Source organism: Chryseobacterium sp. CBTAP 102 (assembly GCF_003201365.1).
In the GTDB taxonomy this organism is placed as follows: Bacteria; Bacteroidota; Bacteroidia; order Flavobacteriales; family Weeksellaceae; genus Chryseobacterium; species Chryseobacterium candidae.
Window position 1 is genome coordinate 162,734 of sequence record NZ_QICX01000001.1, and the last position, 23,879, is coordinate 186,612.

Consider the following 23,879-nt stretch of genomic DNA (forward strand, 5'->3'; position numbering starts at 1 on the left):
ATGAACCCGAAGGCTTCATCAAAATTTATTTTCTGTTATTTAATAATTCGTTGGCTATTTTCATGATTTCCCCCATTACATCCTTGAAAGCCTCCAGTTTTTCCGGAGGAATTTTTTCCATAACCTTCTTGTTGAAATTCACCACCACCTCTTTAGACATATTTCTGGAGTTTAATCCTTTGTCTGTAAGTTTGATGATAACCTCTCTTTTATCAGTGGTGGTCTTTTCCTTATAGATGTATCCGTTATCCTCAAGAAGTTTAATGATTCTCGTTAATGAAGTGGGTTCAATAGCCATCTTCGGTCCAAGATTGGTACTTCGCGTTCCTTCTTTGGGATCTATTTTAAGAAGAGTGAGTGCCTGTACCGCCGTGGAATCATGTTCCTGAGCTAATTCTGTGTACATTTTAGAAACAGCCAGCCAGGTCTGCTTTAAAATTAAATCTACGTTTTCTATTTTTTCCTTATTATGATCCATCATTTTTGCGCCAATGGTTTTACCCAAATTTAATAAATATTATGCATGCATAATATTTATTAACGTTAAATTTTGTTAATAGACTGTAAATAAGCGGATTAAATTGTATGATTAGCATAATACTATGCATGCATAGTATGTAGATAAATCAAAGAAAATCAAGTATTAATGAATGTTTTTGACTAAATTGATAATTTCTTCAAAAGATTCACATTGGTAAGTCATAGAATCCTTAGCAATTACCCAAAATGGGGGCTGAAATTCGAAATTGAGGTCAGAAAGATCTTTTGGGAAGTTTTTTTGAAGTAGAGAATACAGCATTTCCTTGTGAAACTGTGGTGCTGAGATTAAAGGTGGAATAAAAGTCTCATTGATTTGAAATAACGAAGCATTAGTAAGTTCATCGTGCTGCAGCAAAATGTCCTCCACAATCCCTGAATACAGATGATTTTCTTTTACATACCATATTTTGTCTGCGAATTCTTTGGCGAGTCTCCAGTCGTGGGAAGAAAACAGAATAAGTTTGTTCTGTTCCTTAGCAAGCTTTCTTAAAGTTTTAAGAATAATAATTTTATTTTTTTCATCCAGATGGGTAGTCGGTTCATCCAGAATAATAATAGGGGAATTCTGGGTGATAGCCCGTCCGATAAATGCTTTTTGAAGATTTCCGTCAGAGAGGTTTTTCAAAAGAGTATATCTGTACTGATTCAAATTCAGTTCTTCAATAATATGAGCCACCTCTTCGCGGTCTTCTTTTTTCAGTTCAAAATAGAAAGGGTAGAAGATGTATTTTCCCAGAGAAATAAGATCCTCAACTGTATAATGCTGCGGAATAACAGATTTGGAAAAGACAATAGCAACATTCTCCGCAATTTCTTTTACAGAAAGATTTTTTATATTTTTTCCATTAATAGCAATCTCTCCATTCAGTAAAGGCATTTGATGCAGAATAGATTTGATTAATGTTGTTTTTCCTACACCGTTATTACCAATCAGCAGGCATACATCACCAAGCTTCAAATTTGCATTAGCATTGGAGATTAATATTGTATTGTAGCCGATATTTGCCTGTTTGATCTGTAGATACATGTTTGATTCTTCTTTATTGATTTCTGTGGATTTTATGATTTGTTATCTCTCTGCTTCAGTTTTGTTTTTTCATGCTGAAAGCATCTCGACAAAGTAATTTAGATTCCTTCGGAATGACACAGTATGATTGATTTCCTTTTTTATCCACTGAAGTAAGTTATAAAATTATTCTCAAATTCTATGGGTTATTTTCCTGACCCCTGTATTAATTTTGAAACTGGTTGTCCGGTTTGTGTATATCACGATCACGCTTTATTCTGCTTCAACAGCATCATCAGAATGACAGGAATACCGAATACAGAACTTATCACATTCAAAGGGATCTGCGTTTTTTCTGCAATAACTGAGAAGAATAGCATGATCAGCATTCCCAGAAACATATTAAGAATCCATTGCTGCCATAATTTTGATGGATTATAAACGAGTCTGCAGAAGTGAGGAACAATAATTCCGATAAAGAGAATAGGTCCTAAAAATGCCGTAACAGAAGCGGATAGAATAGACGATGCTACTATTATTAAAAGTTTCAGCTGTTTCAAATTTACTCCCAAACTTTGTGCATAGGAATTACCAAGTGAATTACCAATGAGTGGCTTTATCGCTCTGAAACAGATCAACATACCGATTAAAACTAAAATAAACAGGACATAAATCTGGTTTCTCGTTACCATATTATTAGCTCCGAAAGACCATAAAATATAGTTTTTCAGACTTTGGTTTTCTGCATAAAATTGTAACAGAGATACAATGGCACCCGCAAAAGCAGATATCAGAAATCCGAAAATAATAAGATAGGACTTATCCTGAAACCTATTGGACATGGAGAGCAGTATCAACATTAACAGTAAACTTCCTCCAATAGCTGCTAAGCTGAGGAAACTATTCTGTAAAAATTCAGGAAGGAAAATATCATGAGAAAAGAAGATGTAAAAGGCAACTGACAAACTGGCAACCGACGTTATTCCCAGTATATCAGGGCCTGCCAGCGGGTTTTGAAAATATTCCTGCATCAGGAAACCAGAAGTGGGAATTGAAATTCCAGCCAGCATCATCACCAGAACACGGTTGATACGGATCTCGGCGATTTGACTATGAGCAGAGTCCTGAAAAAAATCCTGGAGGCTTAAACTTAAAAATCCTGTGTTCAGATTAATGACAGCACTTATAATAATAGCAATCACAAATAATAAACACAGGATTTTAAACTTTTTTGACATGATTCAGAAAGAGTTCGGCCTATTTTATTTTAAGAAAGAATCAATTTTTGAATTCAATACATCTTCCGTCATCATTCCCAGATATTCATCGGTTTTATCACCTTTTCTCATGAAAGTAAAAGGAATAGAACCTCCGTCCCACTGTTTGAAATTGTTATGGAAAAAGTTTTGATCCAGTTTTTGTCCGTCCAGTAAGATAATATTTCCTCCCAGTTTGTTTTCTGTGGCAAAATTCTTAACAGCACCAGCCCATTCTGCCTTCTCGTCAAGGTTTACAAAAGTGAATTTTACAGGTTTTCCCTTCAGCTCCTCCATTTTGCTTTTAAAGCTTGGGATTTCTCTCATACAAGGGCCGCACCATGTTGCAAAAAAATTGGTGACATATAATGTATCATTATTTTTTGCTAAATGCTGGCTTACATTTTCGGGAGAAAGTTCTTTGGGAAGAACACTACTTTCTTCATTTTCTGTAGTTTGAGATGCCGAAAGGGAGTCTGCGGCTGCAGTGTTTTCAGTTTTCTGACCTTCTTTTTTACAGCTGTACAGTGCAGTAAGAAGTAACATGGAAAAAATTATCTTCTTCATAAATTATTTTTTATCTATTTTTGAATTGAAGTTATGGAACAACAAATCTATAAAGGGAAACTGATACAGTTTCATCCGTTAAAAATAGCGAAAAAGGAAGAGCTGACCAAAAATACTTTTTCTCTGGAGTTTGATATTCCTGAGAATTTAAAGGAAAATTTCAGATTTGAAGCAGGCCAGTTCGTCAGTATACGGTTTCATTCACATGGGAAAGAGGTTATTAATGATTATTCAATGACTTCAGCACCTTATGAAGGTAAAATATCTTTGGGAATAAAGATCAATTCCAATGAAGGAGCTACTTCGCAGCTATTTCAAAATTATAGCGCTGGTGATGAGCTATGGGTGAGTGAACCTGCAGGGAGATTCACAATCGTATCCAAACCCAACGAATTCAGGACTATTGTTGCTTTTGCTGCGGGTATTGGGATCACCCCCATTTTGAGTCATTTTAAAAATATTCTTCACAATGAACCCAGAACACGTCTGTTTTTATTTTTTGGAAATAAAAGTTCAGAAGATTTAGTCTATCGCGAGCAGCTGGATAATCTTGCCAGAACATGTGGAGACAGGCTTCAGATATTTTACTTTTTCTCACAGGAAAAAACAGCAGACCAGTTTTTCTATGGCAGGCTGGATGAAAAGAAACTGAATCTTATCATCAATCAGATCCTTCATTTAGACGATACAGATGAAGAATCTACCATCTGGGATGCGGTAGATGAAGTATTGATATGCGGTAAAGGTGAAATGATCAAGACATTAGCCAATGCATGTTATCACCACGGAATTCCGAAAAAGAATATTCATTTTGAGCTTTTTGAAGAATTTAATGATGATATTTATCCTGTAGAAAAAGAATTCCCTCTGATTGAAAATATTGAGGTAGAATTTACCATGCTGGGGAAAAAATATACAACTCAGCTCCCTGATAATAAGGATAAAATCCTTCAGCAGCTTCTTATGCAGAAATTCCCTGTTCCTTATTCCTGCAAGTCCGGAATCTGTGGAAGTTGTGAATGTTCTTTAGAGGAAGGAGAGGTGGAACTGTTAGAAAATGAGTATCTTACGGAAAAAGAGGAAGAGCAGGGACATATTTTAGCTTGTATGTCTATTGTGAAAAGTAAAAAAATAAAGCTTAACTTTGATCTTAGTTGAGAATTATTAGGAACATATTTAACCTTGGGTTTATATCACTGGAATTGGGAATTCTGATGATATGCTTCTGTAATGTGTGGGTTTTCGGACTTACCAACGGGAGAACGTATACCAAAATTTCAAAAATTCCGCCAAGGGAAATTGCATTAGTTCTGGGAACATCTCCGAAAATGAGATCCGGAAAATCCAATCCTTATTTCACCAAAAGGATGGATGCTGCAGCACTTCTTTACCATCATGGAAAAATCAGGAAAATTATAGTGAGCGGGGAGAAGAGTAAGGGGTATAATGAACCGGGTGCAATGAAAAACTATCTGATCAATCAGGAAGGAGTGCCTGAAGATATTATTGTGGAAGATCCGAAGGGCTTTAACACCTATAAAAGCATTCTCCGCTGTAAGGATGTTTATAAGAAGAAAAATGTCATTATCGTATCTCAGGGATATCACAACCTGAGAGCATTATTTTTTGCAAGAAATAATGATATGAATGCTTTGGGATTTGATGCGCAGGATGTCACAAGACCTGAAAGTTTCTACAGAAACCAGACGAGGGAAATCCTCGCCCGTGTGATTGCTGTAGTATATTTTATTCTAGGCGTTTCTCCGGATTAGAAAGGATACCCGAACGCGATATTAACTGTAGGTTTGAAAGGCTGGATGAATTTGAATCTCCATCGGTCGCCTTCAGGTTTATTTGGGTCATAGATCTTATACGCAAGGTCAATTCTCGCTGTTACGTAGGCAATATTTAATCTTAATCCGAATCCACTTCCGATACCTACTTGTTTCCAGAACTTACCGAATTTAAATTCATCCCCATAACCATCGTTATAGTTACGAAGACTCCATGTATTTCCGATATCCGTAAATAAAGCTCCTTCATAGGTTTTATTGAAAGGAATTCTATATTCAATATTGGTAGTAAGCTTTAAATTATCAGTCATATAAGTACGAACTCTCTCATCAACCTGAGAATCAGCAGGACCTAATCCTCCAAAGGCTACCCATGCTCTGATATCGTTAGAACCTCCATTGAAGTAAGATTTGATAATAGGCATATCTTCAGAATTTCCATATGGAATTCCAACTCCGATAAACTGGCGCAGCACCAATGTCTGGTTACCATTAAATTTGAAATATTTTCTTGTATCAATATCAAATTTTACAAACTGTGCGTATGGCAGCCCAAAAATAGTTCCTTGTGGACCGGTAACAATACCTCCGCCATTATCTTTTTTATTAAATAAGCTTAAGATATTACCCGCAAGTTCTACTTTTCCATTAAAATAAAAAGCATTTGGATATTCTTTTTTTCCAATTTCGCTATAAACAAAATTGTAGATCATGGAAGAAATAAGGACATCCTGAGTTTGTCTGTCTTTGTTAACCAGTGTTCCGGTAAATGCCGTTAAAAGATCTCTTCCCTGCTGATTGAGACTTCCACGGTAAGCATCATTCTCAATAATCTTTTTGGAAACCTCATCCACACTAAGTTTTCCATCTCTGTAATCTTGTCCGGTTTGCGCAGTTTCTGGGTTAAACATAAAATAATTCCCGAATACCTCATCTTTTACCCTTCCGTCATTCACAAAGTAGTCATAGTAGGCATCTTTATTTTTCGTCAGACTGACCTGAGTATTGAATAATGTAAGCTTATGATAAACCTGATCATTCACACTTGCCTGATAGTTTAATCCCGTATTAAAAATTAACCTACCCAAACCGATGTTGTTCTGTATTGATGCCCCCAGCAAAATAGATGATGTAGGGGTATATCGTTTAGGAATGAATTTATAATAATTAAAAGGCAATAAAAGCCTTGGGAAATTCAGGGATGCCTGAGCTGATATTTCGTAGGCTGCAACTCTTTTACTGATATCTTTTGTACTTCTGATAGAACCAAATGTCCCTGAAAGACTGGTAGAAAGGTTTTCTGCTCCTCTGAAAACATTTCGGGTGGTAAGGTCCACAGAAGGGGAGATTCCCAGATTTAAAACCTGAGAATAATTGATATCTGTTCCCACTTTAAGTTCATACTTCGGAAGTGGTTTCAGTACATACAAAACATCTACAATACTGTCGTTAGGAGAGGTCATTCCGCCTTGTCTCAGAGAGTCTCTTGCTTTAACGATGCTAAAGTTATTCATCGATAAAATGTTTCTCTTGGTTACATCCAGCTTCGTTTGGTCAAAAACCTTTTTACTGTCCGGAATAATCGCTCTCCATACAGATGAAAGTTTGTATTTATCATTCATCGTATGAAATCTTATTCTCCTTAAGCTGTCTTTCCTGGTATTTTTAGGATAGTCACCGGGTTCATCTACAATGGCAACGTCAATATTTCCAAAAGTGGCTATTTTATAGGGAGTATCCAGAGAATCTTTATGAATTTCCAGGGTTAAAGGAATCTGTTTTCTGCTTTTAAGAGAATCCGCAACGAAATAAACTTCATCATTGGAAGCATTGAACCTGTAGAAACCAAACTCCCTCATCAGATCCGTAATTCTGGTAACCTCTCTTTCAAGAACGGTTTGGTCAAGAATCTGTCCTGATCTCACAAGACTTCTGTTCAGATTATAGTTGTAATACCCTTTGATGCCCTGGTCCGGAATATTATAATAATAATCTTTAATGCGGGTAGGATCGTTATGCTTGATAGAATAATTAACAGATGCTTTTTTTGAAGCTGAATCCAATGTGTGTTTAAAATTTACATCAGCATCCCAATATCCTCTGTAGGTAAGTCTTTTCTTGATAGATTCAGCGCTTTTTTCGCTTCTTGTCTGATCAAGAATTACCGGTGGTGTTCCCCAATTGTGCAGTAGACGGTCAAAAAGCAGACTTTTTCCGACGCTGCTTTTCATATTATATTTAAGGAATAAAGAGTCTCTCAGTTTCTGATTTCTCATTTCACCGGGATAGGTCATGTATTCATTAAGTATGGTATCGTACTTCGGATCTGCCATATTGTAGAGCAGTAAACTCAATGGCATGAAAAGAAACTGCTTTTTATTAGGTTTCTGCTGGATGTAATCTTTCAGCTCTTCGTCGAAAAATTCTCTCTTATCCTCGAACTCTAAACTGTTTTTGGTGAGCAGATATTCGCCATCAGGAACTTTTTTTGTTGTACTACAAGCATAAAGGAGACCAACAAATGTTGCAAATGAGATAATTTTATAATATTTTTGAGGAGAATTCTTATAATGCTTACAGCTCATACAATAAAAGTTTTACAATCTTTAGATAAAAAGAAGTTCAGACAAAAATACAATTTGTTTTTGGTTGAAGGTAATAAAATCATTTGTGAACTTTCTAATTCTAACTTTAAAGTTAAAGAAATATTGTCAACCGATCCACAAAAATTGGACCGTACTGATATCCCTGTTACCCATATCTCTGAAAATGAATTAAAAAAAATAAGTTTTCTTAAAACTCCGAAAGATTCTGTTGCGGTATGTTATCTTGCCGGGGAGGAAAAATGGGAGGATAAGAATATACAATTGGTGTTGGATGGGATACAGGATCCGGGAAATCTAGGTACTATTATACGACTGGCAGACTGGTTTGGTATTGAACAGATCATCTGTAGTGAAGATACTGTAGATGTTTACAATCCGAAAGTGATTCAGGCAACGATGGGATCTTTTACCAGAGTCAATATTGTTTATACTGATCTGGTGGAATATCTTTCTACAACAGAGAATGTAAATATCGGAACCGATATGGAAGGAGAAAATATCTATACTTTTCAGAAACCTGAAAAGCTAAATCTGATTTTAGGAAATGAAGGAAACGGAATGAGACCGGAAACAGAAAAGCTTTTACAAAAAAGTATCAGTATTCCGCGGTTTGGAAAATCCCAGTCTACAGAAAGCCTGAATGTATCAATGGCAGCAGGGATTATTTTAGGGCAGTTATTCTCAAAATAGAAAATCAGAAACCAGAGGTTAGAAATTATTGTAAAATATTACTGAATATAATCCAGCATCTGGTTTCCAATATCTGATTTTATATCAATTGTTCCAAACTTGAAACACTTTTGTTTTTCTGATATACCTCCATCTTTTTTCTGACATATTTCAGTGCTATAGGAGCAAGATAAATCAATGCGGCACCAATCAGTTTTTTCTTCCAGTTGGAACTTTTCATATTCTTTTTGGCGTAGTTTCCTACGATGGCAGTAACACCCAGTTTAACAAGACCGTCTGTAATATTTCCTCCCTTGAATGCGGAATTTGCAATTCCTACGGCGGTATTTTTGCTGATCAGAAGATCTTTCACCTCGGAAGTAAGCTGTTTGGCAATGACATCTTTTCTTAAAACTACTTTTTCATCACCGTCTTCATCAATCTTTTCCTGAAGATACTGATCACTTAAACCATTGGTAAATGCACTTAGGCTTTCTTTTGTATTTTTGAAGGTCAGAAGATTTTCCAGATCATTTATTTCCCCTTTAAGCAGTTTTTTCTTTCTTCTTAATTCTTCAATGCTCTCGTATTTTATGCCCATAGTTTAATGATTTAAAAATTTAATAACCTGATCAGCAACGGTATTGACAATCTTATTCTTGAAGGCTACAACAAAGGCCATTATCAGCGCATAAAAAGCAGCAACAATTAAGAATCCATATGAGTAATTATCCAGTGCTTTTCCGATAAGAAAAGCAATTCCAAAATTGAAAAGGATAATAAAAAAAGCAAAAGCAACAAGCAGTACTACAAAGTAAGTAATGAGCCCGGCAGAAAGTGAAGACTTTTCAGTCGCTTCAATTTTCAGAAGATCTATTCTCTTGGAGGCGTATTCTTTAATAGTTTCTATCATTGTTTTTTTTTAAAGTTACAAAAAAAGGAACTTTCACACAAAAGTTCCTTTCTGTAATTTACTTAAAAAAGATAAATTACTTATTTTTTCAGATCATTCAGTTCCGCTTCTACATCTTTGGCCAAATCTGCAGTTTTAGAAACAATCTGATCTTTGTATTTATCATATCCGTCTTTCACAGTATGTGCTACGCTGCTTGCTGTTTCTTTGAAAGTAGAAGAAATATTACCATATTGGTCTTTTACTTTTTCTGAAACCTCTCCGTATTTATTTTTAGCCTGATCTTTAAGATCGTTTGCTTTAGTTTTGATTTTTTTTCTTGTTTCTTTACCTTCTTCAGGTGCGTATAACATTCCTAAGATTACACCTGCTGCAGCACCTGCAAGAAGTCCTGCCAATATACCTGCTGTATTATTTCCTTTTCTAGACATTTTAAGTTTTTTAATAATTAATAATAGATTAGTTTTTACAGTAATAAAACTTACAATTTGTATACCAAAGGAGGCCTGAAGCCTATTAAAAATTGTTAAATCTTTTTGATGTGAGATAAAATAAGCTGTATGGTTTCCTCTTTTGTAAGTTCAGAATTATCAATAACGATTGCATCTTCAGCCTGCTTCAATGGGGCTATTTCACGTTCGCTGTCGATCTTGTCACGTTCTATAAGATTTTGTTTTACCTGTTCTTTATCTGCTTGTATTCCCAGGCCTTTCAGTTCCAGAAATCTTCTGTTGGTTCTTTCGTCAATACTGGCAGTAAGGAAGAATTTATAGTCCGCATTTGGCAGAACTACTGTCCCAATGTCACGTCCGTCCATAATAACGCCTCCTTTTTCTGCCAAACTGCGCTGCGACTGCAGCAGGAAGTCTCTTACTTCTTTCTGTTTGGCAACAAGGCTTACATTGTCCGATACTGTATTGGTACGGATTTCTTTAGAGATATCGGTGTCATTAAGGAATAAAATAAGTGTTCCTTCGTTGTTTTTAAATTCAAGTCTGATCTGATTAAAAGAAGAGAACAGCGTATTCAGATCAATCTCACCGTTTTCATTCAGACAATGCTGCAAAGCATACCAGGTAACTCCTCTGTAAAGCGCTCCTGTATCCATATGAATAAGTCCCAGCTGATCAGCAATGATTTTTGAGATAGAACTTTTTCCGGTAGACGAGTACCCATCGATAGCAATTACAGGTTTTTTCATACTGCAAATTTCAAGATTTTTTTTAGAAAATCAAGAATAAGTAGGAAATTTTCGGAATAATTGAGAAATTTTCGGTCAGGAAGATTATTCCCCTCTATGGCTGGAAAGGTCCATAGAAATTCCTATCTGGTTGACGTTCGAAGAGTTGTGGTATCTCACGTGGGCATAATCAATACGGAATCTGGAAACTTTAACTCCAAATCCTGCAGAAAGTCCTGAGAAGTTTCTTTGGTCCGCAACTGCCAGCTCATTTCCTCTTTTTACATTATAGCCCAGCCTGATATTGAAATTCTTTTCCGGAAACAATTCTGCCCCCAACGAAAAGTGATCTGCGATTTTTCTGCCGGCACCCACTTTCTGCCCATCCAGATTCTCTTCTGAAGAAATATCAAACTTCTGAAGATCATGTGCGGTAATGGTGATGGCAAGAGGGAAGTTCTTGATGGTCTTGGTATAGCCCAGATCTATTCTGAAAGGAAGATTTTCTCTTGTTCCGTTAAAAGATTTCAGCTGAAACCCAAAGTTTCTCATGACCAATGAAACTACTTCTTTACTCTTTTTATTATGATAGGTAATTCCCGCTGTTCCTGAGATCGCGGAAGAAGTATAGTTGTCGATTTTTGAGGTAATAAAATTAAGTCCTCCACCAATCGTCCAGTCTTCTTCAAACTGGTAAGCATAGCCCGCACCAATAGCGACATCTGAAGCTTTGAATTCTCCGTTTTCAAAACCGCTTTCATCCGTCCTTGGAATACTTCCGTAGCTCATATACCTTGCATTGATGGTAGCCATGTGGCCATTTTCAAAGTCTTTGGCATAAGCAATAGTTCCGTATTTCGAGTCGGCAAGATAAGCCGTTGCGTTTACAGAAAGCTGTTTGTCAGAATCTTTATTTAACAGGGCAGGGTTTGCAATAGCAAAGGAAACATCATAATCTCTTACTGAAATTGCATCTCCGCCCAAAGCAGCCTGTCTTGCAGATACAGGTACATTTAAGAACGGATAAACATTTGTTCCTGTTTGTGCATAAGAAACAATTCCTGATAGAAATAATGAAAAAATGATAATTTTCTTCAACTCAATTTATAATTAATGCAAAAATAATCCTTTTTCGTACTTTTCAAAATATTTCTGACATTATTTCTATTTAAATATTTTTCTTTCATCAATATCTTTAATGATTATATTTGCAAAATCAAATTCAGGGGAAACCCATACTAATAAATAGTTATTAAAAATAAAAGATGAAATATAAAAGAATCCTTCTGAAACTAAGCGGTGAGGCCTTAATGGGAAACAGACAATACGGTATTGACAATGAAAGACTGCAGGAATATGCAGCTGAGATCAAAAAAGTAGTTGAAAAAGGCTGTGAAGTTGCGATTGTAATTGGAGGAGGAAACATTTTCCGTGGTGTAGCAGGAGCTGCCAAAGGAATGGACAGAGTGCAGGGAGATTATATGGGAATGCTGGCCACTGTAATCAATGGAATGGCTTTACAGGGAGCATTGGAAGATGCAGGAATCAAAACAAGGCTTCAGTCTGCTATCGAAATGGATAAAGTAGCTGAACCTTTCATCAAAAGAAGAGCGGTAAGACACCTTGAAAAAGGAAGAGTAGTGATCTTCGGTGCGGGAACAGGAAACCCTTATTTTACTACTGATACAGCGGCTACCTTAAGAGCCATCGAAATCGGAGCTGATGTGATCTTAAAAGGAACAAGAGTAGACGGAATCTACGACAGTGATCCTGAAAAGAATGCAGATGCTGTAAAATACAATTCATTATCTTTTGATGAAGTATTTGAGAAAAACCTTAAAGTAATGGATATGACAGCCTTTACTTTGAGCCACGAAAACAAATTGCCAATCATAGTATTCGATATGAATAAAGATGGAAATTTAGAAAAAATCGTAGACGGAGAAAATGTAGGGACTTTGGTTGATTTATAATTAATTTAACTACTAAAAAATATAAAAACACCTGTTGCAGTACTGTGACAGGTGTTTTTTTTATTTTAATAAGCCTGATCTAAACAGCGAACTTTTATTATTGTAAAAGGATTTATAGAATAAACTAATTAATCTAATCGTCAACTATTTCCAAAACATTAAACACACAAAATGTATATGTTAAAGTAATCACATTTTAAAATATTATAGTTTTCTTAAAATACAGAATGCAGTCTTACCAAAATATGGAAATAATCACTATTTTTGCAGCACTGAATAGTAAAAAAATAATTTAAAACAATAAGAAAACACTGATGTTTACAGCGTTTTTTTAGTTTTAATTAACTGATATTCAGATGGATTAATAGATGTGTAATTTATCAAACTTTAATATAATAATGGAAGAATTAGATCTTATATTAGAATCTGTAAAACAAGACATGGATGCAGCGGTAAAGCACCTGGATCACGCATTTCAAAGAATCAGAGCAGGACGTGCTTCTACATCAATGGTTCAGGATGTAATGGTAGAATATTACGGAGCAATGACTCCTATCAACCAGGTTGCGAATGTTTCTGTTCCGGATGCAATGACAATCTCTATTCAACCTTGGGACAGAACAGCAATCAACGCGATTGAAAAAGCAATCATCAACTCAAACTTAGGTTTTGCCCCTTCTAACAACGGAGAAAACATTATCCTGAATGTTCCGCCTTTAACTGAGGAAAGAAGAAAGGAACTTGCAAAGCAGGCTAAAGCAGAAACTGAGAACACTAAAGTGACGGTAAGAAACGCAAGACAGGATGGTTTAAAAGAACTTAAAAAGCTGGAAGGAGTTTCTGAAGATGTAGTAAAAGGAGTGGAAGAAGAAATCCAGACTTATACTGATAAATACGTTAAGCTTTGTGATGAGCATCTTAAGACAAAAGAGGCTGAAATTATGAAAGTATAATTCTAAAGCTGTTGAAAATAAAGAAGAGGTTTCCGATGGGACACCTCTTTTTTTATTATTTTTCTGCTATCACATTTAATTTTTTATAATGCAATGCATTCTTGTTCTATACTATATTGAGAAGTATTTACGTTCATTCATTATATTTAATAAATCATTCCTGAGGTCTAATTAAAAAACAGGAGCCAAATACTAAAATGATGACAAAAATAATCGGGGTAGGAAATTATATCCCATCAGAAACAATAACCAATTTATTTTTTGATAAACATGTTTTTCTTAATGAAGAAGGGATTTTATTAAAAGAGAATAATGCTTCCATTACGGACAAGCTAAAGAAGATTACAGGTATTGAAGAAAGAAGATATGCGCACAGTACACAGGTTACTTCAGATCTGGGACTTATTGCAGCGCGTTCAGCCATAGAAAATGCAGGAATCGATCCTGAAACATTGGATTATATTATATTTGCCCATAATTTTGGGGATGTTCGTTTTGGAACGGTTCAGTCTGATACCGTGCCCAGTCTTGCTGCAAGGGTGAAACATTTATTGGGAATCAGAAATAATTTCTGCGTAGCCTATGATGTTCTTTTTGGATGCCCGGGATGGATTGAAGGAGTCATACAGGCTCATGCATTGATCAAGTCTGGTATAGCCAAACGATGCCTGGTTATTGGGGCAGAAACACTTTCCCGTGTAGTGGACATCCACGACAGAGACAGTATGATCTATGCAGATGGAGCAGGAGCGGCTGTTCTGGAAGTGAATGAAAATGATGATTCCGGGATCAGGTCTCATTTATCAGCTTCTTATACACTTGAAGAAAAAGACTATTTGTATTTTGGAAAGTCTTACAACAACGAAAGCTGTCCGGATACCCGATACATCAAGATGGATGGCAGAAAAATATATGAATTTGCCCTCATCAATGTTCCGGATGCGATGAAAAAATGTCTTGACAACAGTGGGTATTCCATTGATCAGTTAGATAAAATTATCATTCATCAGGCAAACGAAAAAATGGATGAAGCCATCGTTAGCAGGTTTTATCAATTGTATGGAAAGCCAGTTCCGGAAAATATTATGCCTATGGTTATTCATAAATTAGGAAACAGCAGCGTTGCAACTATTCCTTCTTTGCTGACGATGATTTTAAAGGATGAACTGGAACATCATAAAATCAAAAAAAATGATGTAGTCTTATTTGCATCCGTAGGCGCAGGAATGAATATTAATGCTTTTGTTTATCAGTTTTAAAATACAGGCTCTCCCAAAATATAAAAAAGAGATTGACTTTTGGACAATCTCTTTTGTTTTTACAAACATTGTATGGAGCCTTTCTGGTCTTTATGTTTTAATAGAGATTGGTAGCTCTTAACGATTTCCTCCATGTTACACATAATTTCTTTACCAGGAATTGTATCCGGAGCTGTTTTTTCTTTCTGATTGGATTTTATACTGTATTTCTTTTCAAGACATTTGAGTAGCTGATTATTTTGAAGATACATACGAGTTTCTGTAATTTCATCTTTGGTAACCGGTTTTTCGGGAGTGCCGCCATCAAAATTCCATACGGTTTCCTGTCTGAAAATAAAGAAAGGCTTTCCCTCTTTGATAAAATACTTTTCAGATGCCGAAAAATGACTGTGTTCTGCATAAAAATGCTCTATTACTTTAATCCCTTCCTTGTCAGAATGAAAAATAACTTCTCCTGAAGGTTCATCATTACAGTCATAACTGAATTTTGAAGAACTTAGCTTCTCAGCTTCCAGCTGAGCCTGAAGCACAGCATATTCTTTTTTGATCTGATCAATGGGGTTTTCTGTTATGTCTGCTTTTACAGAATCCTTTTTTACAACAGAATTATCTATGAAAGCGGATTCTTTGGGAATGGTTTTATCTTTTTCATTTTTACAGGAAACAAAAAGAAGCAGGCCGGCTGTCAGAATTAGAATTTTCATAGAATTAAGTGTTTGGTGGTGTATAAGAATACAAAAGATTTAATGACATAAAAAAAGGCTTCCAACAGAAAGCCTTATATTGTTTTATTTGCAGTTTTCATTATAATCGTAGATCACTTCATTGATGATTGAAAGTTTATCCACTGTTGAATTGCTGATTTCATCCCGGATGAATTTTCCAAGACCTGTTCTTTTTTTCTCCTCATTTTTCAGGGAACCATATTCACCCTTTGCTATTTTTGCTTTTACGTAAGGGCAGTCTGCCAGTATGATTTTGGCTTTTGCGGGAGTTAATTCTTCAGCTTTTCCTCCTTTCTTCGAAAAGATATAATTGGGATTCTCTTTTAACCGGTCTGTTTCACTCTGCGTAATGGCCTGTGTGCTGTTTGCAGAAAGAGCGGTAGGGTAGCCATAAAGCTTATAAACTGTAATTTTGCCCTCCGTTACTACTTCTGCAAACTGCTCCGTTCTTGAAAGGTTATTGATTGCCTTAAAGCCTGCCGATAATCCTGTTGAACTTTCTGAGCTATTTAAAGCCTCTCTCATGTTTGAGTATTTTACCGATTTGAAAACTCTCGGAGTGTCACCTTCATACAGCATATATTCTTTGATATCGTCTGTGTCGTACGTTTTAAATTTTATTCTGTTCTTTACTTTATCAATATCAGCAATGGCTGCAAACTTTACTTTTAACTGATTTTGCCACGGGCTTGAATAACCGCCGTGCAATTGTACAACACCTTCAGTTTTCTTTCCGGATTTGTCAATAATGTAACCGTATTTTTCACCGTTGTATGTCCCGGTTTCATTCTGCTCCTGAGCAGAGGCGTTCAGTGATGCAAGACCGAACAGGCCAATAAGTAGTAATTTCTTCATGGTTTTGTTTTAAATTCTCACAAATATAAATTTTTAAATTTAAAATCGTTATCCACTAAATATTTTAATTAGTAATCAATAAAAAAGCTCCGGAATTTCTCCGAAGCTTTAGTTCTGTTTTAAAATCAGAATTATTGATATCTCTGATGTTCTTTACTTTTCGTAAACCTTTTGGTGATTGGTTTGAACAGTACTTTGTATTTTTCCGCATCAAACAGCTGTGAATCTGTAAGTGCTTTATAGGTCATCCAAACTCCAAAAGGAAGAAGAATCAGATTGGGAAGCCATGCTGCAAGATAAGGATTCATTTTTCCACTCCATGACATGTTTTCTACCCCAACATTCATTACATAAAAGATAATGAAAATAACAATAGCGATGATGACAGGAAGTCCCATTCCCCCTTTTCTGATGATAGATCCTAAACTGGCTCCGATCAGGAAGAAGATGATACACGTCACCGAATAAGCCACCATTCTCTGTTGGTAAATAACAACCTTGCTGAAATACTTTACATTAGAACTGTATTCATTCTTTTTAGACTCTAAAGTAGATTTCAGGTTGTCTAATCTGTTATAGGAGTTGTAAATAATTTCCAGTTTTTTTTCCCCTTTTACAGTATCCAGTTTTATCTGGGTTTTTGGGGCTACTTTATGCTTATTACCCTTGTCCATGTAGGTGACAACGGAATTGGCCTGATTAAGAACCTCTGAGCCAATGTTATCAAAGAACTGTTTGTTGTCTTTCTTGGTTTTGACAATAGTTTTGTTCAATTGAGGATAACTCTCAAAACGGTAATCATCCGTAATCTGTTCTTTTTCGATGGCTTTATTGATGATTTCACTAATGTCAAAGTGAGATACCAATGTATCAAATTTAATAGCCTGGTCAGGTTGTTTCAATCTTACATTATCACCTTTCCCGGCGAAAGCATCTTCGAATACATATCCGTTATATAATACAAGTTTTAGGAAATTTTTATTAGCTGCGGGAACAAACTTTCCTTTTTCAGCTACAATAGACTGTTGGTTTTCATAAGCATTGGCTTTTTTATGCACAAAAACGCCATCAATATTTTCTCCGCTTTCACCATGTATCTTATCAAATTTTACCATATAGCCGGGAATCTGATCTATGAACTGTCCTGGTGTGAAATTAAGAGCAGGCTTAGTTTGCGCAATGTTGAAAAGCATGTTTTTAGCCTTTTTCTGAAAATCAGGAATGATATTGCTTGAGAAAAAATACAGCATAATTGCAAGTATTGTTGAAATTCCAAGAAGGGGAGTCATTACCCGGGTCAAAGGAATTCCTGCTGCTTTCATGGCTGCAAGCTCGTAACGTTCTCCAAATTCACCGAATGACATAATGCTCGCCAGAAGGATCGTAAGGGGAAGAACCATACTGATTACGTTTACCCCAAGGTAAAAAAGAAGTTTGAGGATCTGCCAGTAGCTTAATCCTTTTCCCATAAACTGCCCCAACTGTACCCAGATAATGTTTACAATAAAAATGAAAAACAATACGCTGAATATAAAGAAAAACGGTCCAAAGAAGGTTTTTATGATATATCGGTCTAGTATTTTTAACATGCGCCAAAATTAATCAAAAAGCCACAAAGTTTACTTGTGGCTTTTTATATTTTGTTATTTTTTTAACTTTAAAAGTCAATTTACTTAGTTGCGGATTCACTTTCAGCTTTTTAAAGTTCTGTAACGATGTAGTTTTTAAACTTATTTTTGTCAAAAACAAACATATTAGGATCCAGCTCCTGGTTTTCTTTGTATTCTTTAATGGCAATTACAGCAACATCTTTGTTGTTTCCGTGCTGTTCCAGTTTTACCATTTGCTTTTTTGCTGAATCTACAAAAAGATATACATATTTTATTCCGTTTGCTTTCACCGGAGTCAGTTTAATAAAGTCCGCATTTACACCATTGATCATTTTCTTACCGTTGTAGGTTACATTATAATCATTTCTATACGTCGTAAGATAGTTGATAGGGGAGAACATGGTGCTGCTTCCGTTAGGTTTGGCAATGGTTACTTCCATATCATCGGCATTGATGTTGTAAATTTTATTACCATCGAAGATCTGTTCCGTATCCATGATCTTCAGTTTGTATTTCTCTCCGGCAACATAATAAATACCAGGTTCTGTTTTTGTCACCTGTCCGTTAAGACCGCTTCCAAAAGAAAATTTGAAGTAAGAATTCTTTTTAGAATTGTAGTTGGCTGTAATATCATCCAATATCTTTTTAGCTTTCGCATCAATCTTTTGAGCGTTGGCCATACCTACTGCACCTACAACAAAACTTCCTAATATAACTTTTGAAATAATATTTTTCATTTTCTTAATTTAATAATCGTTAGATTTTCTTTAATTCTTAAGGTTAAAACTTGTTGTTTTTCCTTTAACTACGCAGATCTTCCAAAAACTGTTCCAAAAATCCACCCTGTAACGCCGGATACTTTATAACAGATATTGTTTTACAAATTACCTTGTTTCCGGTCTTTCAATGTACTGATCAAATTTTTCAGGGAGAATATTGGTCACTGTTAATTTATTAGAAGTAATGGTGGGTTCAATTTTAATCACTTTGGTATTTTCATTGATCTCAACAGGATGCTTACTTCTCATATTCACCATATCTATATGAAGAGCTGTGAACTCATGCTTTCCCTTTTCTAAGTCAACAATAACATATTCTTTGGGTCTGATTTGCCCTAATGATTTACCGTCAAGGCCAATATTAAGTCTTGCCGTGTTATCCATTTTATGGAGAACTCCTGCACCATTATAAATAAGGACTTTGCCATTTCCCAGAGTATTATAATCAATAACATCCAGTTTCACAGAAGCATAATCACTGGGTACAGTTCTTAATGCACATGAAGATAAGGTAAGTATACATGCAAAAAGTCCCCATCTAATAGTTTGTTTTGTTGTGATTTTCATAGTAATAGTTTTGTTGAATTTTTTATATCCCGGTTCCCGATCAGGAATATCCGGGATTAATTTTTGTATTGATGATTTTTATAATAATTAGTTTCTTAAATCTTCAAGGAACTGTTCCAGAGAATGAAGATCACTGATCAGAACTTCTCTTGCCTTAGCTCCATTGAATCCTCCTACAATACCGCTTGCTTCAAGCTGATCCATAATTCTGCCGGCTCTGTTATATCCCAGTTTCAATTGTCTCTGAAGCATTGAAGTAGATCCCTGCTGGGTAGAAACAATGATTCTTGCTGCTTCTTCAAATAAAGCATCTTTTTCGTTCGGATCAAAAGTACCTACTGAACTTGTTGAGTCTTCAGAAACATATTCAGGAAGCAGCAATGCTGAAGCATATCCTTTTTGTTCTCCGATGAACTCTGCCAGTCTTTCTACTTCCGGAGTATCTACGAAAGCACACTGAAGTCTTAAAATTTCGTTTCCATTGAAATAAAGCATATCTCCTTTACCAATCAGCTGATCTGCGCCCGGAGAGTCCAGGATGGTTCTGGAGTCTACACTGGAAATTACTCTGAAGGCAGCTCTTGCAGGGAAGTTGGCTTTGATCATCCCTGTAATTACGTTTACGGATGGTCTCTGTGTAGCCACTATAAGGTGGATTCCTACGGCTCTTGCAAGCTGTGCAAGTCTGGCAATCGGTAACTCAACTTCTTTACCTGCTGTCATGATCAAATCCGCAAACTCGTCCACTACCAATACAATATAAGGTAAATAACGGTGTCCGTTTTCGGGATTTAATTTTCTTTCCGTAAACTTTTTATTATATTCTTTTAAGTTTTTACAAAAAGCATTTTTAAGAAGGTCATATCGGGTATCCATTTCAATACAAAGAGAGTTCAGGGTATTGATTACTTTATTGGTGTCTGTAATGATAGCTTCTTCTGCATCCGGTAATTTTGCCAGATAATGTCTTTCAATTTTTGAATATAATGAAAGTTCCACTTTTTTAGGGTCTACCATGACGAACTTCAGTTCGCTTGGGTGTTTTTTATAAAGAAGGGAAGTAAGGATAGCATTGATCCCTACAGATTTACCCTGGCCTGTTGCTCCCGCCATCAATAAGTGAGGCATTTTTGAAAGGTCAGCCATAAAGATTTCGTTGGAAATAGTCTTTCCGAAAACTACCGGAAGGTCCATGTCCGTATTCTGGAATTTCTGAGAAGCAATGACAGAACGCATAGAAACCATGGTAGGATTCTTTCTTGGCACTTCAATACCAATAGTTCCTTTCCCTGGCATTGGCGCAATAATTCTGATTCCTAATGCAGAAAGGTTCAGTGCAATATCATCCTGCAGTTTTTTAATCGCTGCCACTCTGATACCTGCTTCAGGAACAATTTCATATAACGTAACGGTAGGCCCGATTGTAGCTTTAATCTCTGCAATTCCAACGTTGAAATTCTTCAGAAGTCCAACAATCTTATTTTTATTTTCTTCCAGTTCTTCTTTATTGATAGAAATTTCTTCATTTCCATAGTCTTTCAGTAATTCTACAGGCGGCATCTGGAAGTTGGCCAGATCAAGCTTATGATCATACAATCCGTGCTTTTCTACCAGTTCCTGAGACTTTTTATCGGAATCATCCAGAATATCAATTACCGGAGCTACTTCTACATTGAATTTAATATTATCCTGTGCCGGAGCAGTGGTTACTGCCGGAGACGGAGTAGAAGGCCTGATGTCAAATGCTTCCTCAGGGCTGGAAACCGGAACAACTGGTTTGGTAGAAAGATTTAAACTTACAGGTTGAGAAACTTCTTTAGGTTCTGCATCAAAAGAAGTATGGTTGGGTGTGGTAATGGTCTCTATCTCGTTGGAAACCGGAACTTCAGGGAATCCTTTCGGTGCACTTACCGGTTCTGGTTCTTTCTTGGTATTAATTAGACTATTGACAGTATGATTGGTAGCATCACTTACGGTAACTCTGGGTGAAGTTTCTTCTTCCGCTTTCTCTGCTTCTTCTCTCAACTGCTCATCAGCTTCGAAATCATCATTGGAGTCCGGCATCATAGATTTTACTTTTCCAATTGTATTTTCATTGATCTTATCCAGTTTCGCTTTGATAGAACTTGGACGAAGATTGAATTCAAGAATAAAATAAAGAAGAATGCTTGCTGCTAATACGGTCCACAGACCTACTGCTCCGATGATGGAGTTAAGATAGTCCATGATCTGATATCCATAAACACCTCCTAAAACACCCTGACCTTTCGTAAGTGCCCCCATGAAAATAGGAAGCCAGCAGATAAAAAATAAAGAGTGGCCAATAGTTTTCCAGGGTTTGAAGATTTTCTTCTTAAGAATCAGAGTACCTACTACAAGCAGTAAAAATGCGATGATAAAGGAGGCAATACCAATACTTTCAAAAATGAAAATATTCCCAAGCCAGTCACCCACCTTACCAAAGATATTGGAAGATTTTATGCTTTTGTCCAGCATGGTTCCTGCCTGGCTTTGATCTGCTTTCCAGTTCATCAGATAAGAGACGAATGAGAATGCGAGAACAGCCGATAAAAGTATAAAAGTAAGCCCGAAAAAAATACGTGGCTTAGATAAGATTCTGCCTTTTTCAGGCGATTCAGTCGGTTTTTTTTGTGTCTTTTTATCCATAATATCAATATCGCAAATTTAATGTTTTATTCAACACTAAATGAATCTTTTTTACCCAAAAAACATTTTGGGAATCCCGCTTTTATAATGGTTATTTAAAATTTTTACTTTAAAAATATTTTCTTGTATGACAGAATAAAATAAGGTTATTTTTTGCTTATCCAAATCTGATACCGTTACGTTATATTAACTGATTATTATTTATTTTTCTTTAAAAAGATAATAAAATTTTCTATTTAAACAGTCTTAATTGAAAAAAATAACAATATTATGTCTCGATAGTGTTTTTTTTGAACTAGTTCAAAGGTCAGGATCTGAAACCTATTTAATTTTGACCTATAAAATTTCATATATGAAAAACACATTCAAAACTATTCTGACCTTAGGTCTGATATTAATTTCACTGATTACAATGAACGCACAAAAACAAAAAACGGAACACACTGCATTAATCATTATCGATGTACAAAATGATTATTTCCCTGGAGGAAAGATGATACTTGAAAAAGCTGTACAGGCTGCTGAAAATATCCGAAGTATTCTAGATTATTTCAGGAAAAATAATTTTCCTGTCATTCATATCCGGCATATTTCTACCAATGATGGTGCAACCTTTTTCCTTCCGGATACAGATGGCGCTAAAATCAACCATCTGGTTTTACCAATGGAGGATGAAAAAGTTATTGTTAAGCATTTTCCCAATAGTTTCAGGGATACTGATCTTCTGAACTATCTTCAGTCAAAGAACATTAAAAATCTGGTTATTACGGGAATGATGACAGATGTTTGTGTGGAGTCTACCACCAGAGCCGCTTTTGATTTCGGGTTTATCAATACAGTTATCGGTGATGCTACAGCAACGAGAGAGCGTGAACTGAATGGGGAAGTTATAAAAGCAGCAGACGTGCAAAAGTCCTTTTTGGCAGGGATTTCTGCTCTTGGAAATCTCTATGCAAGTGTAATAAACACCAATGAATTTTTACAATAAGGCTATTTTGGACATGGAAAGGTGTATTAGCGGAGGTTTTCAGCAAACTGAGATGTTTTAAATTTTATCGGAGATAAAATCTTTGCGATCTTAAAAACATCTGATATTTCAAAAATTATTAGCGCTTTTGCGTTTGCCCAACAAAAGACCAGAGTTCTATTGTTTAAATACAAAATAACTTAACTTATCGTAATTTTATAAAGGTGTCAATAATTTTGATACCTTTATTTAGCTTAAATAATCCCATGTCCGATTTACTTTTTAGAAATATCAGTCAGTATATCAATCTTTCAGAAGAGGATTTTCAACAGTTTGTAAAACCTTTTGAGCTCAAAACTTTTAAAAAGAAAGAGGTGATTCTCAAAGAAGGAGATTATTGTTTCTTTGAAGGATTTGTTCTGAACGGATGTTTTAAAATCTGTTATCTCAATGAAAACGGATTTGAACAAACCTTATATTTTGCAGTTGAAGGCTGGTGGATTACAGATATTGACAGTCTTATCAATAATGTTCCCAGTATTCTCAATATAGAAGCCCTTGAAGACAGCGAAGTGTTGATGATTTCCAAAAAAGATAAAGAACATTTGTATGAAACCATGCCACAGATAGAAAAGCTTTTCAGAATCATGAACCAGAGATCTTCGGTAGCACTGCAGAGGAGAATTCTTTCCTTAACAGGCAAAACAGCCGACAAACGCTATCTTGAATTCCTTGAAAAGTATCCGGGATTGGAGCAAAGAATTACCCAGCAGCAGGTAGCATTCTACCTGGGAATTACTCATGAATTTTTAAGTAAAATCAGGAGGAAAATATTTGAAAAATAATGATGAAAAAAGTCCTGGAAATTATCAGATTCCTAACCATTTTAGACGTTTCTTTTAATAAATAAATGAGGATTGGAATAGAAGCCCTCAATCATGGTTATAGGTAATATGAATCTATATTTTTTCGGTTTTAAAAATTGAATTTTTCC

Annotated in this window: 24 protein-coding genes; 8 read left to right on the plus strand and 16 right to left on the minus strand. The window is 35.7% G+C overall.

Annotated elements, in window-relative coordinates; translation table 11 throughout:
- Positions 1-25 precede the first annotated feature (25 nt).
- The 4 genes from C8D70_RS00720 to C8D70_RS00735 form a co-directional block, all read right to left on the minus strand.
- The gene (locus tag C8D70_RS00720) at positions 26-478 is read right to left on the minus strand and encodes a MarR family winged helix-turn-helix transcriptional regulator (RefSeq protein WP_110366365.1); all 453 of its coding nucleotides are present in this window, start codon (positions 476-478) and stop codon (positions 26-28) included.
- Between the two features lie 165 nt (positions 479-643).
- Positions 644-1,567 (minus strand): ABC transporter ATP-binding protein, encoded by a 924-nt coding sequence (locus C8D70_RS00725; protein WP_110366061.1) that lies wholly within the window; start codon positions 1,565-1,567, stop codon positions 644-646.
- Between the two features lie 245 nt (positions 1,568-1,812).
- Positions 1,813-2,784, minus strand: coding sequence for a FecCD family ABC transporter permease (locus C8D70_RS00730; protein WP_181416075.1), 972 nt, complete (start codon positions 2,782-2,784; stop codon positions 1,813-1,815).
- Between the two features lie 24 nt (positions 2,785-2,808).
- Positions 2,809-3,369: a TlpA family protein disulfide reductase gene (locus C8D70_RS00735; protein ID WP_110366063.1), complete on the minus strand. Its 561-nt coding sequence runs from the start codon at positions 3,367-3,369 to the stop codon at positions 2,809-2,811.
- A 33-nt stretch (positions 3,370-3,402) separates the two neighbouring features.
- Between C8D70_RS00735 and C8D70_RS00740 the strand changes: the two genes are divergently transcribed.
- Together C8D70_RS00740 and C8D70_RS00745 are read left to right on the plus strand one after the other, a co-directional pair.
- The gene (locus tag C8D70_RS00740) at positions 3,403-4,527 is read left to right on the plus strand and encodes a ferredoxin--NADP reductase (protein ID WP_110366064.1); all 1,125 of its coding nucleotides are present in this window, start codon (positions 3,403-3,405) and stop codon (positions 4,525-4,527) included.
- 56 nt (positions 4,528-4,583) lie between these two features.
- Positions 4,584-5,141 (plus strand): vancomycin high temperature exclusion protein, encoded by a 558-nt coding sequence (locus C8D70_RS00745; protein ID WP_410493465.1) that lies wholly within the window; start codon positions 4,584-4,586, stop codon positions 5,139-5,141.
- Here the strand turns inward: C8D70_RS00745 and C8D70_RS00750 are convergent.
- Positions 5,138-7,747 (minus strand): BamA/TamA family outer membrane protein, encoded by a 2,610-nt coding sequence (locus C8D70_RS00750; RefSeq protein WP_110366065.1) that lies wholly within the window; start codon positions 7,745-7,747, stop codon positions 5,138-5,140. The two genes, C8D70_RS00745 and C8D70_RS00750, sit on opposite strands and share 4 nt — an antisense overlap.
- Between C8D70_RS00750 and C8D70_RS00755 the strand changes: the two genes are divergently transcribed.
- Positions 7,733-8,458, plus strand: coding sequence for a TrmH family RNA methyltransferase (locus C8D70_RS00755; RefSeq protein WP_076597358.1), 726 nt, complete (start codon positions 7,733-7,735; stop codon positions 8,456-8,458). The two genes, C8D70_RS00750 and C8D70_RS00755, sit on opposite strands and share 15 nt — an antisense overlap.
- 79 nt (positions 8,459-8,537) lie before the next feature.
- On the opposite strand, the gene C8D70_RS00760 is transcribed toward C8D70_RS00755, so the two are convergent.
- The 5 genes from C8D70_RS00760 to porQ form a co-directional block, all read right to left on the minus strand.
- Positions 8,538-9,038: a phosphoribosyl-ATP pyrophosphatase gene (locus tag C8D70_RS00760; RefSeq protein ID WP_110366066.1), complete on the minus strand. Its 501-nt coding sequence runs from the start codon at positions 9,036-9,038 to the stop codon at positions 8,538-8,540.
- Positions 9,039-9,041: 3 nt separating this feature from the next.
- Complete coding sequence (locus C8D70_RS00765) at positions 9,042-9,350, minus strand: phage holin family protein (protein ID WP_076597356.1); 309 nt, start codon at positions 9,348-9,350, stop codon at positions 9,042-9,044.
- 80 nt (positions 9,351-9,430) lie between these two features.
- Positions 9,431-9,781 carry a YtxH domain-containing protein gene (locus tag C8D70_RS00770; RefSeq protein ID WP_034694334.1) on the minus strand — a complete coding sequence of 117 codons (351 nt, stop codon included), beginning with the start codon at positions 9,779-9,781 and terminating at the stop codon, positions 9,431-9,433.
- A gap of 95 nt (positions 9,782-9,876) precedes the next feature.
- Positions 9,877-10,551: a (d)CMP kinase gene (gene cmk / locus C8D70_RS00775; RefSeq protein WP_110366067.1), complete on the minus strand. Its 675-nt coding sequence runs from the start codon at positions 10,549-10,551 to the stop codon at positions 9,877-9,879.
- 84 nt (positions 10,552-10,635) lie between these two features.
- Positions 10,636-11,628, minus strand: coding sequence for a type IX secretion system protein PorQ (gene porQ / locus C8D70_RS00780; protein WP_110366068.1), 993 nt, complete (start codon positions 11,626-11,628; stop codon positions 10,636-10,638).
- Between the two features lie 167 nt (positions 11,629-11,795).
- Between porQ and pyrH the strand changes: the two genes are divergently transcribed.
- From pyrH to C8D70_RS00795, 3 genes are all read left to right on the plus strand, one after another.
- Complete coding sequence (gene pyrH / locus C8D70_RS00785) at positions 11,796-12,503, plus strand: UMP kinase (protein ID WP_076355472.1); 708 nt, start codon at positions 11,796-11,798, stop codon at positions 12,501-12,503.
- A gap of 398 nt (positions 12,504-12,901) precedes the next feature.
- On the plus strand, positions 12,902-13,456 hold the full coding sequence (gene frr / locus C8D70_RS00790) for a ribosome recycling factor (RefSeq protein ID WP_076597353.1): 555 nt from the start codon (positions 12,902-12,904) through the stop codon (positions 13,454-13,456).
- Between the two features lie 197 nt (positions 13,457-13,653).
- The gene (locus tag C8D70_RS00795; protein ID WP_076597352.1) at positions 13,654-14,715 is read left to right on the plus strand and encodes a 3-oxoacyl-ACP synthase III family protein; all 1,062 of its coding nucleotides are present in this window, start codon (positions 13,654-13,656) and stop codon (positions 14,713-14,715) included.
- 59 nt (positions 14,716-14,774) lie between these two features.
- Here C8D70_RS00795 and C8D70_RS00800 read toward each other — a convergent pair whose 3' ends face one another.
- From C8D70_RS00800 to C8D70_RS00825, 6 genes are all read right to left on the minus strand, one after another.
- Complete coding sequence (locus C8D70_RS00800; protein ID WP_110366069.1) at positions 14,775-15,419, minus strand: hypothetical protein; 645 nt, start codon at positions 15,417-15,419, stop codon at positions 14,775-14,777.
- A gap of 84 nt (positions 15,420-15,503) precedes the next feature.
- Entirely contained in the window at positions 15,504-16,295 is a 792-nt protein-coding gene (locus C8D70_RS00805) for a hypothetical protein (protein ID WP_076597350.1), read from the minus strand.
- Positions 16,296-16,426: 131 nt separating this feature from the next.
- Entirely contained in the window at positions 16,427-17,884 is a 1,458-nt protein-coding gene (locus tag C8D70_RS00810; RefSeq protein ID WP_110366070.1) for an LptF/LptG family permease, read from the minus strand.
- Between the two features lie 110 nt (positions 17,885-17,994).
- A complete protein-coding gene (locus C8D70_RS00815) occupies positions 17,995-18,642 on the minus strand; it encodes a LolA family protein (RefSeq protein WP_076597348.1) in 648 nt (215 codons plus the stop codon).
- A gap of 147 nt (positions 18,643-18,789) precedes the next feature.
- The gene (locus C8D70_RS00820) at positions 18,790-19,251 is read right to left on the minus strand and encodes a hypothetical protein (protein ID WP_110366071.1); all 462 of its coding nucleotides are present in this window, start codon (positions 19,249-19,251) and stop codon (positions 18,790-18,792) included.
- A gap of 87 nt (positions 19,252-19,338) precedes the next feature.
- Positions 19,339-21,918, minus strand: a complete 2,580-nt coding sequence (locus tag C8D70_RS00825) for an FtsK/SpoIIIE family DNA translocase (RefSeq protein ID WP_110366072.1) — start codon at positions 21,916-21,918, stop codon at positions 19,339-19,341.
- Between the two features lie 352 nt (positions 21,919-22,270).
- On the opposite strand from C8D70_RS00825, the gene C8D70_RS00830 reads away from it, so the two are divergent.
- Positions 22,271-22,906: a cysteine hydrolase family protein gene (locus C8D70_RS00830; protein ID WP_110366073.1), complete on the plus strand. Its 636-nt coding sequence runs from the start codon at positions 22,271-22,273 to the stop codon at positions 22,904-22,906.
- Between the two features lie 245 nt (positions 22,907-23,151).
- Entirely contained in the window at positions 23,152-23,730 is a 579-nt protein-coding gene (locus tag C8D70_RS00835) for a Crp/Fnr family transcriptional regulator (protein ID WP_110366074.1), read from the plus strand.
- Positions 23,731-23,879 lie beyond the last annotated feature (149 nt).

Bases quoted from the DNA above. Each gene is read 5' to 3' on its own strand.
- C8D70_RS00770 (WP_034694334.1), bottom strand. From the start codon at position 9,781: ATGTCTAGAAAAGGAAATAATACAGCAGGTATATTGGCAGGACTTCTT.
- C8D70_RS00795 (WP_076597352.1), top strand. From the start codon at position 13,654: ATGATGACAAAAATAATCGGGGTAGGAAATTATATCCCATCAGAAACA.
- C8D70_RS00725 (WP_110366061.1), bottom strand. From the start codon at position 1,567: ATGTATCTACAGATCAAACAGGCAAATATCGGCTACAATACAATATTA.
- C8D70_RS00820 (WP_110366071.1), bottom strand. From the start codon at position 19,251: ATGAAAATCACAACAAAACAAACTATTAGATGGGGACTTTTTGCATGT.
- C8D70_RS00760 (WP_110366066.1), bottom strand. From the start codon at position 9,038: ATGGGCATAAAATACGAGAGCATTGAAGAATTAAGAAGAAAGAAAAAA.
- C8D70_RS00825 (WP_110366072.1), bottom strand. From the start codon at position 21,918: ATGGATAAAAAGACACAAAAAAAACCGACTGAATCGCCTGAAAAAGGC.
- C8D70_RS00765 (WP_076597356.1), bottom strand. From the start codon at position 9,350: ATGATAGAAACTATTAAAGAATACGCCTCCAAGAGAATAGATCTTCTG.
- C8D70_RS00755 (WP_076597358.1), top strand. From the start codon at position 7,733: ATGCTTACAGCTCATACAATAAAAGTTTTACAATCTTTAGATAAAAAG.
- C8D70_RS00805 (WP_076597350.1), bottom strand. From the start codon at position 16,295: ATGAAGAAATTACTACTTATTGGCCTGTTCGGTCTTGCATCACTGAAC.
- C8D70_RS00730 (WP_181416075.1), bottom strand. From the start codon at position 2,784: ATGTCAAAAAAGTTTAAAATCCTGTGTTTATTATTTGTGATTGCTATT.
- C8D70_RS00750 (WP_110366065.1), bottom strand. From the start codon at position 7,747: ATGAGCTGTAAGCATTATAAGAATTCTCCTCAAAAATATTATAAAATT.
- C8D70_RS00740 (WP_110366064.1), top strand. From the start codon at position 3,403: ATGGAACAACAAATCTATAAAGGGAAACTGATACAGTTTCATCCGTTA.
- C8D70_RS00815 (WP_076597348.1), bottom strand. From the start codon at position 18,642: ATGAAAAATATTATTTCAAAAGTTATATTAGGAAGTTTTGTTGTAGGT.
- frr (WP_076597353.1), top strand. From the start codon at position 12,902: ATGGAAGAATTAGATCTTATATTAGAATCTGTAAAACAAGACATGGAT.
- C8D70_RS00720 (WP_110366365.1), bottom strand. From the start codon at position 478: ATGGATCATAATAAGGAAAAAATAGAAAACGTAGATTTAATTTTAAAG.
- C8D70_RS00735 (WP_110366063.1), bottom strand. From the start codon at position 3,369: ATGAAGAAGATAATTTTTTCCATGTTACTTCTTACTGCACTGTACAGC.
- C8D70_RS00830 (WP_110366073.1), top strand. From the start codon at position 22,271: ATGAAAAACACATTCAAAACTATTCTGACCTTAGGTCTGATATTAATT.
- cmk (WP_110366067.1), bottom strand. From the start codon at position 10,551: ATGAAAAAACCTGTAATTGCTATCGATGGGTACTCGTCTACCGGAAAA.
- pyrH (WP_076355472.1), top strand. From the start codon at position 11,796: ATGAAATATAAAAGAATCCTTCTGAAACTAAGCGGTGAGGCCTTAATG.
- C8D70_RS00800 (WP_110366069.1), bottom strand. From the start codon at position 15,419: ATGAAAATTCTAATTCTGACAGCCGGCCTGCTTCTTTTTGTTTCCTGT.
- C8D70_RS00810 (WP_110366070.1), bottom strand. From the start codon at position 17,884: ATGTTAAAAATACTAGACCGATATATCATAAAAACCTTCTTTGGACCG.
- C8D70_RS00835 (WP_110366074.1), top strand. From the start codon at position 23,152: ATGTCCGATTTACTTTTTAGAAATATCAGTCAGTATATCAATCTTTCA.
- C8D70_RS00745 (WP_410493465.1), top strand. From the start codon at position 4,584: ATGATATGCTTCTGTAATGTGTGGGTTTTCGGACTTACCAACGGGAGA.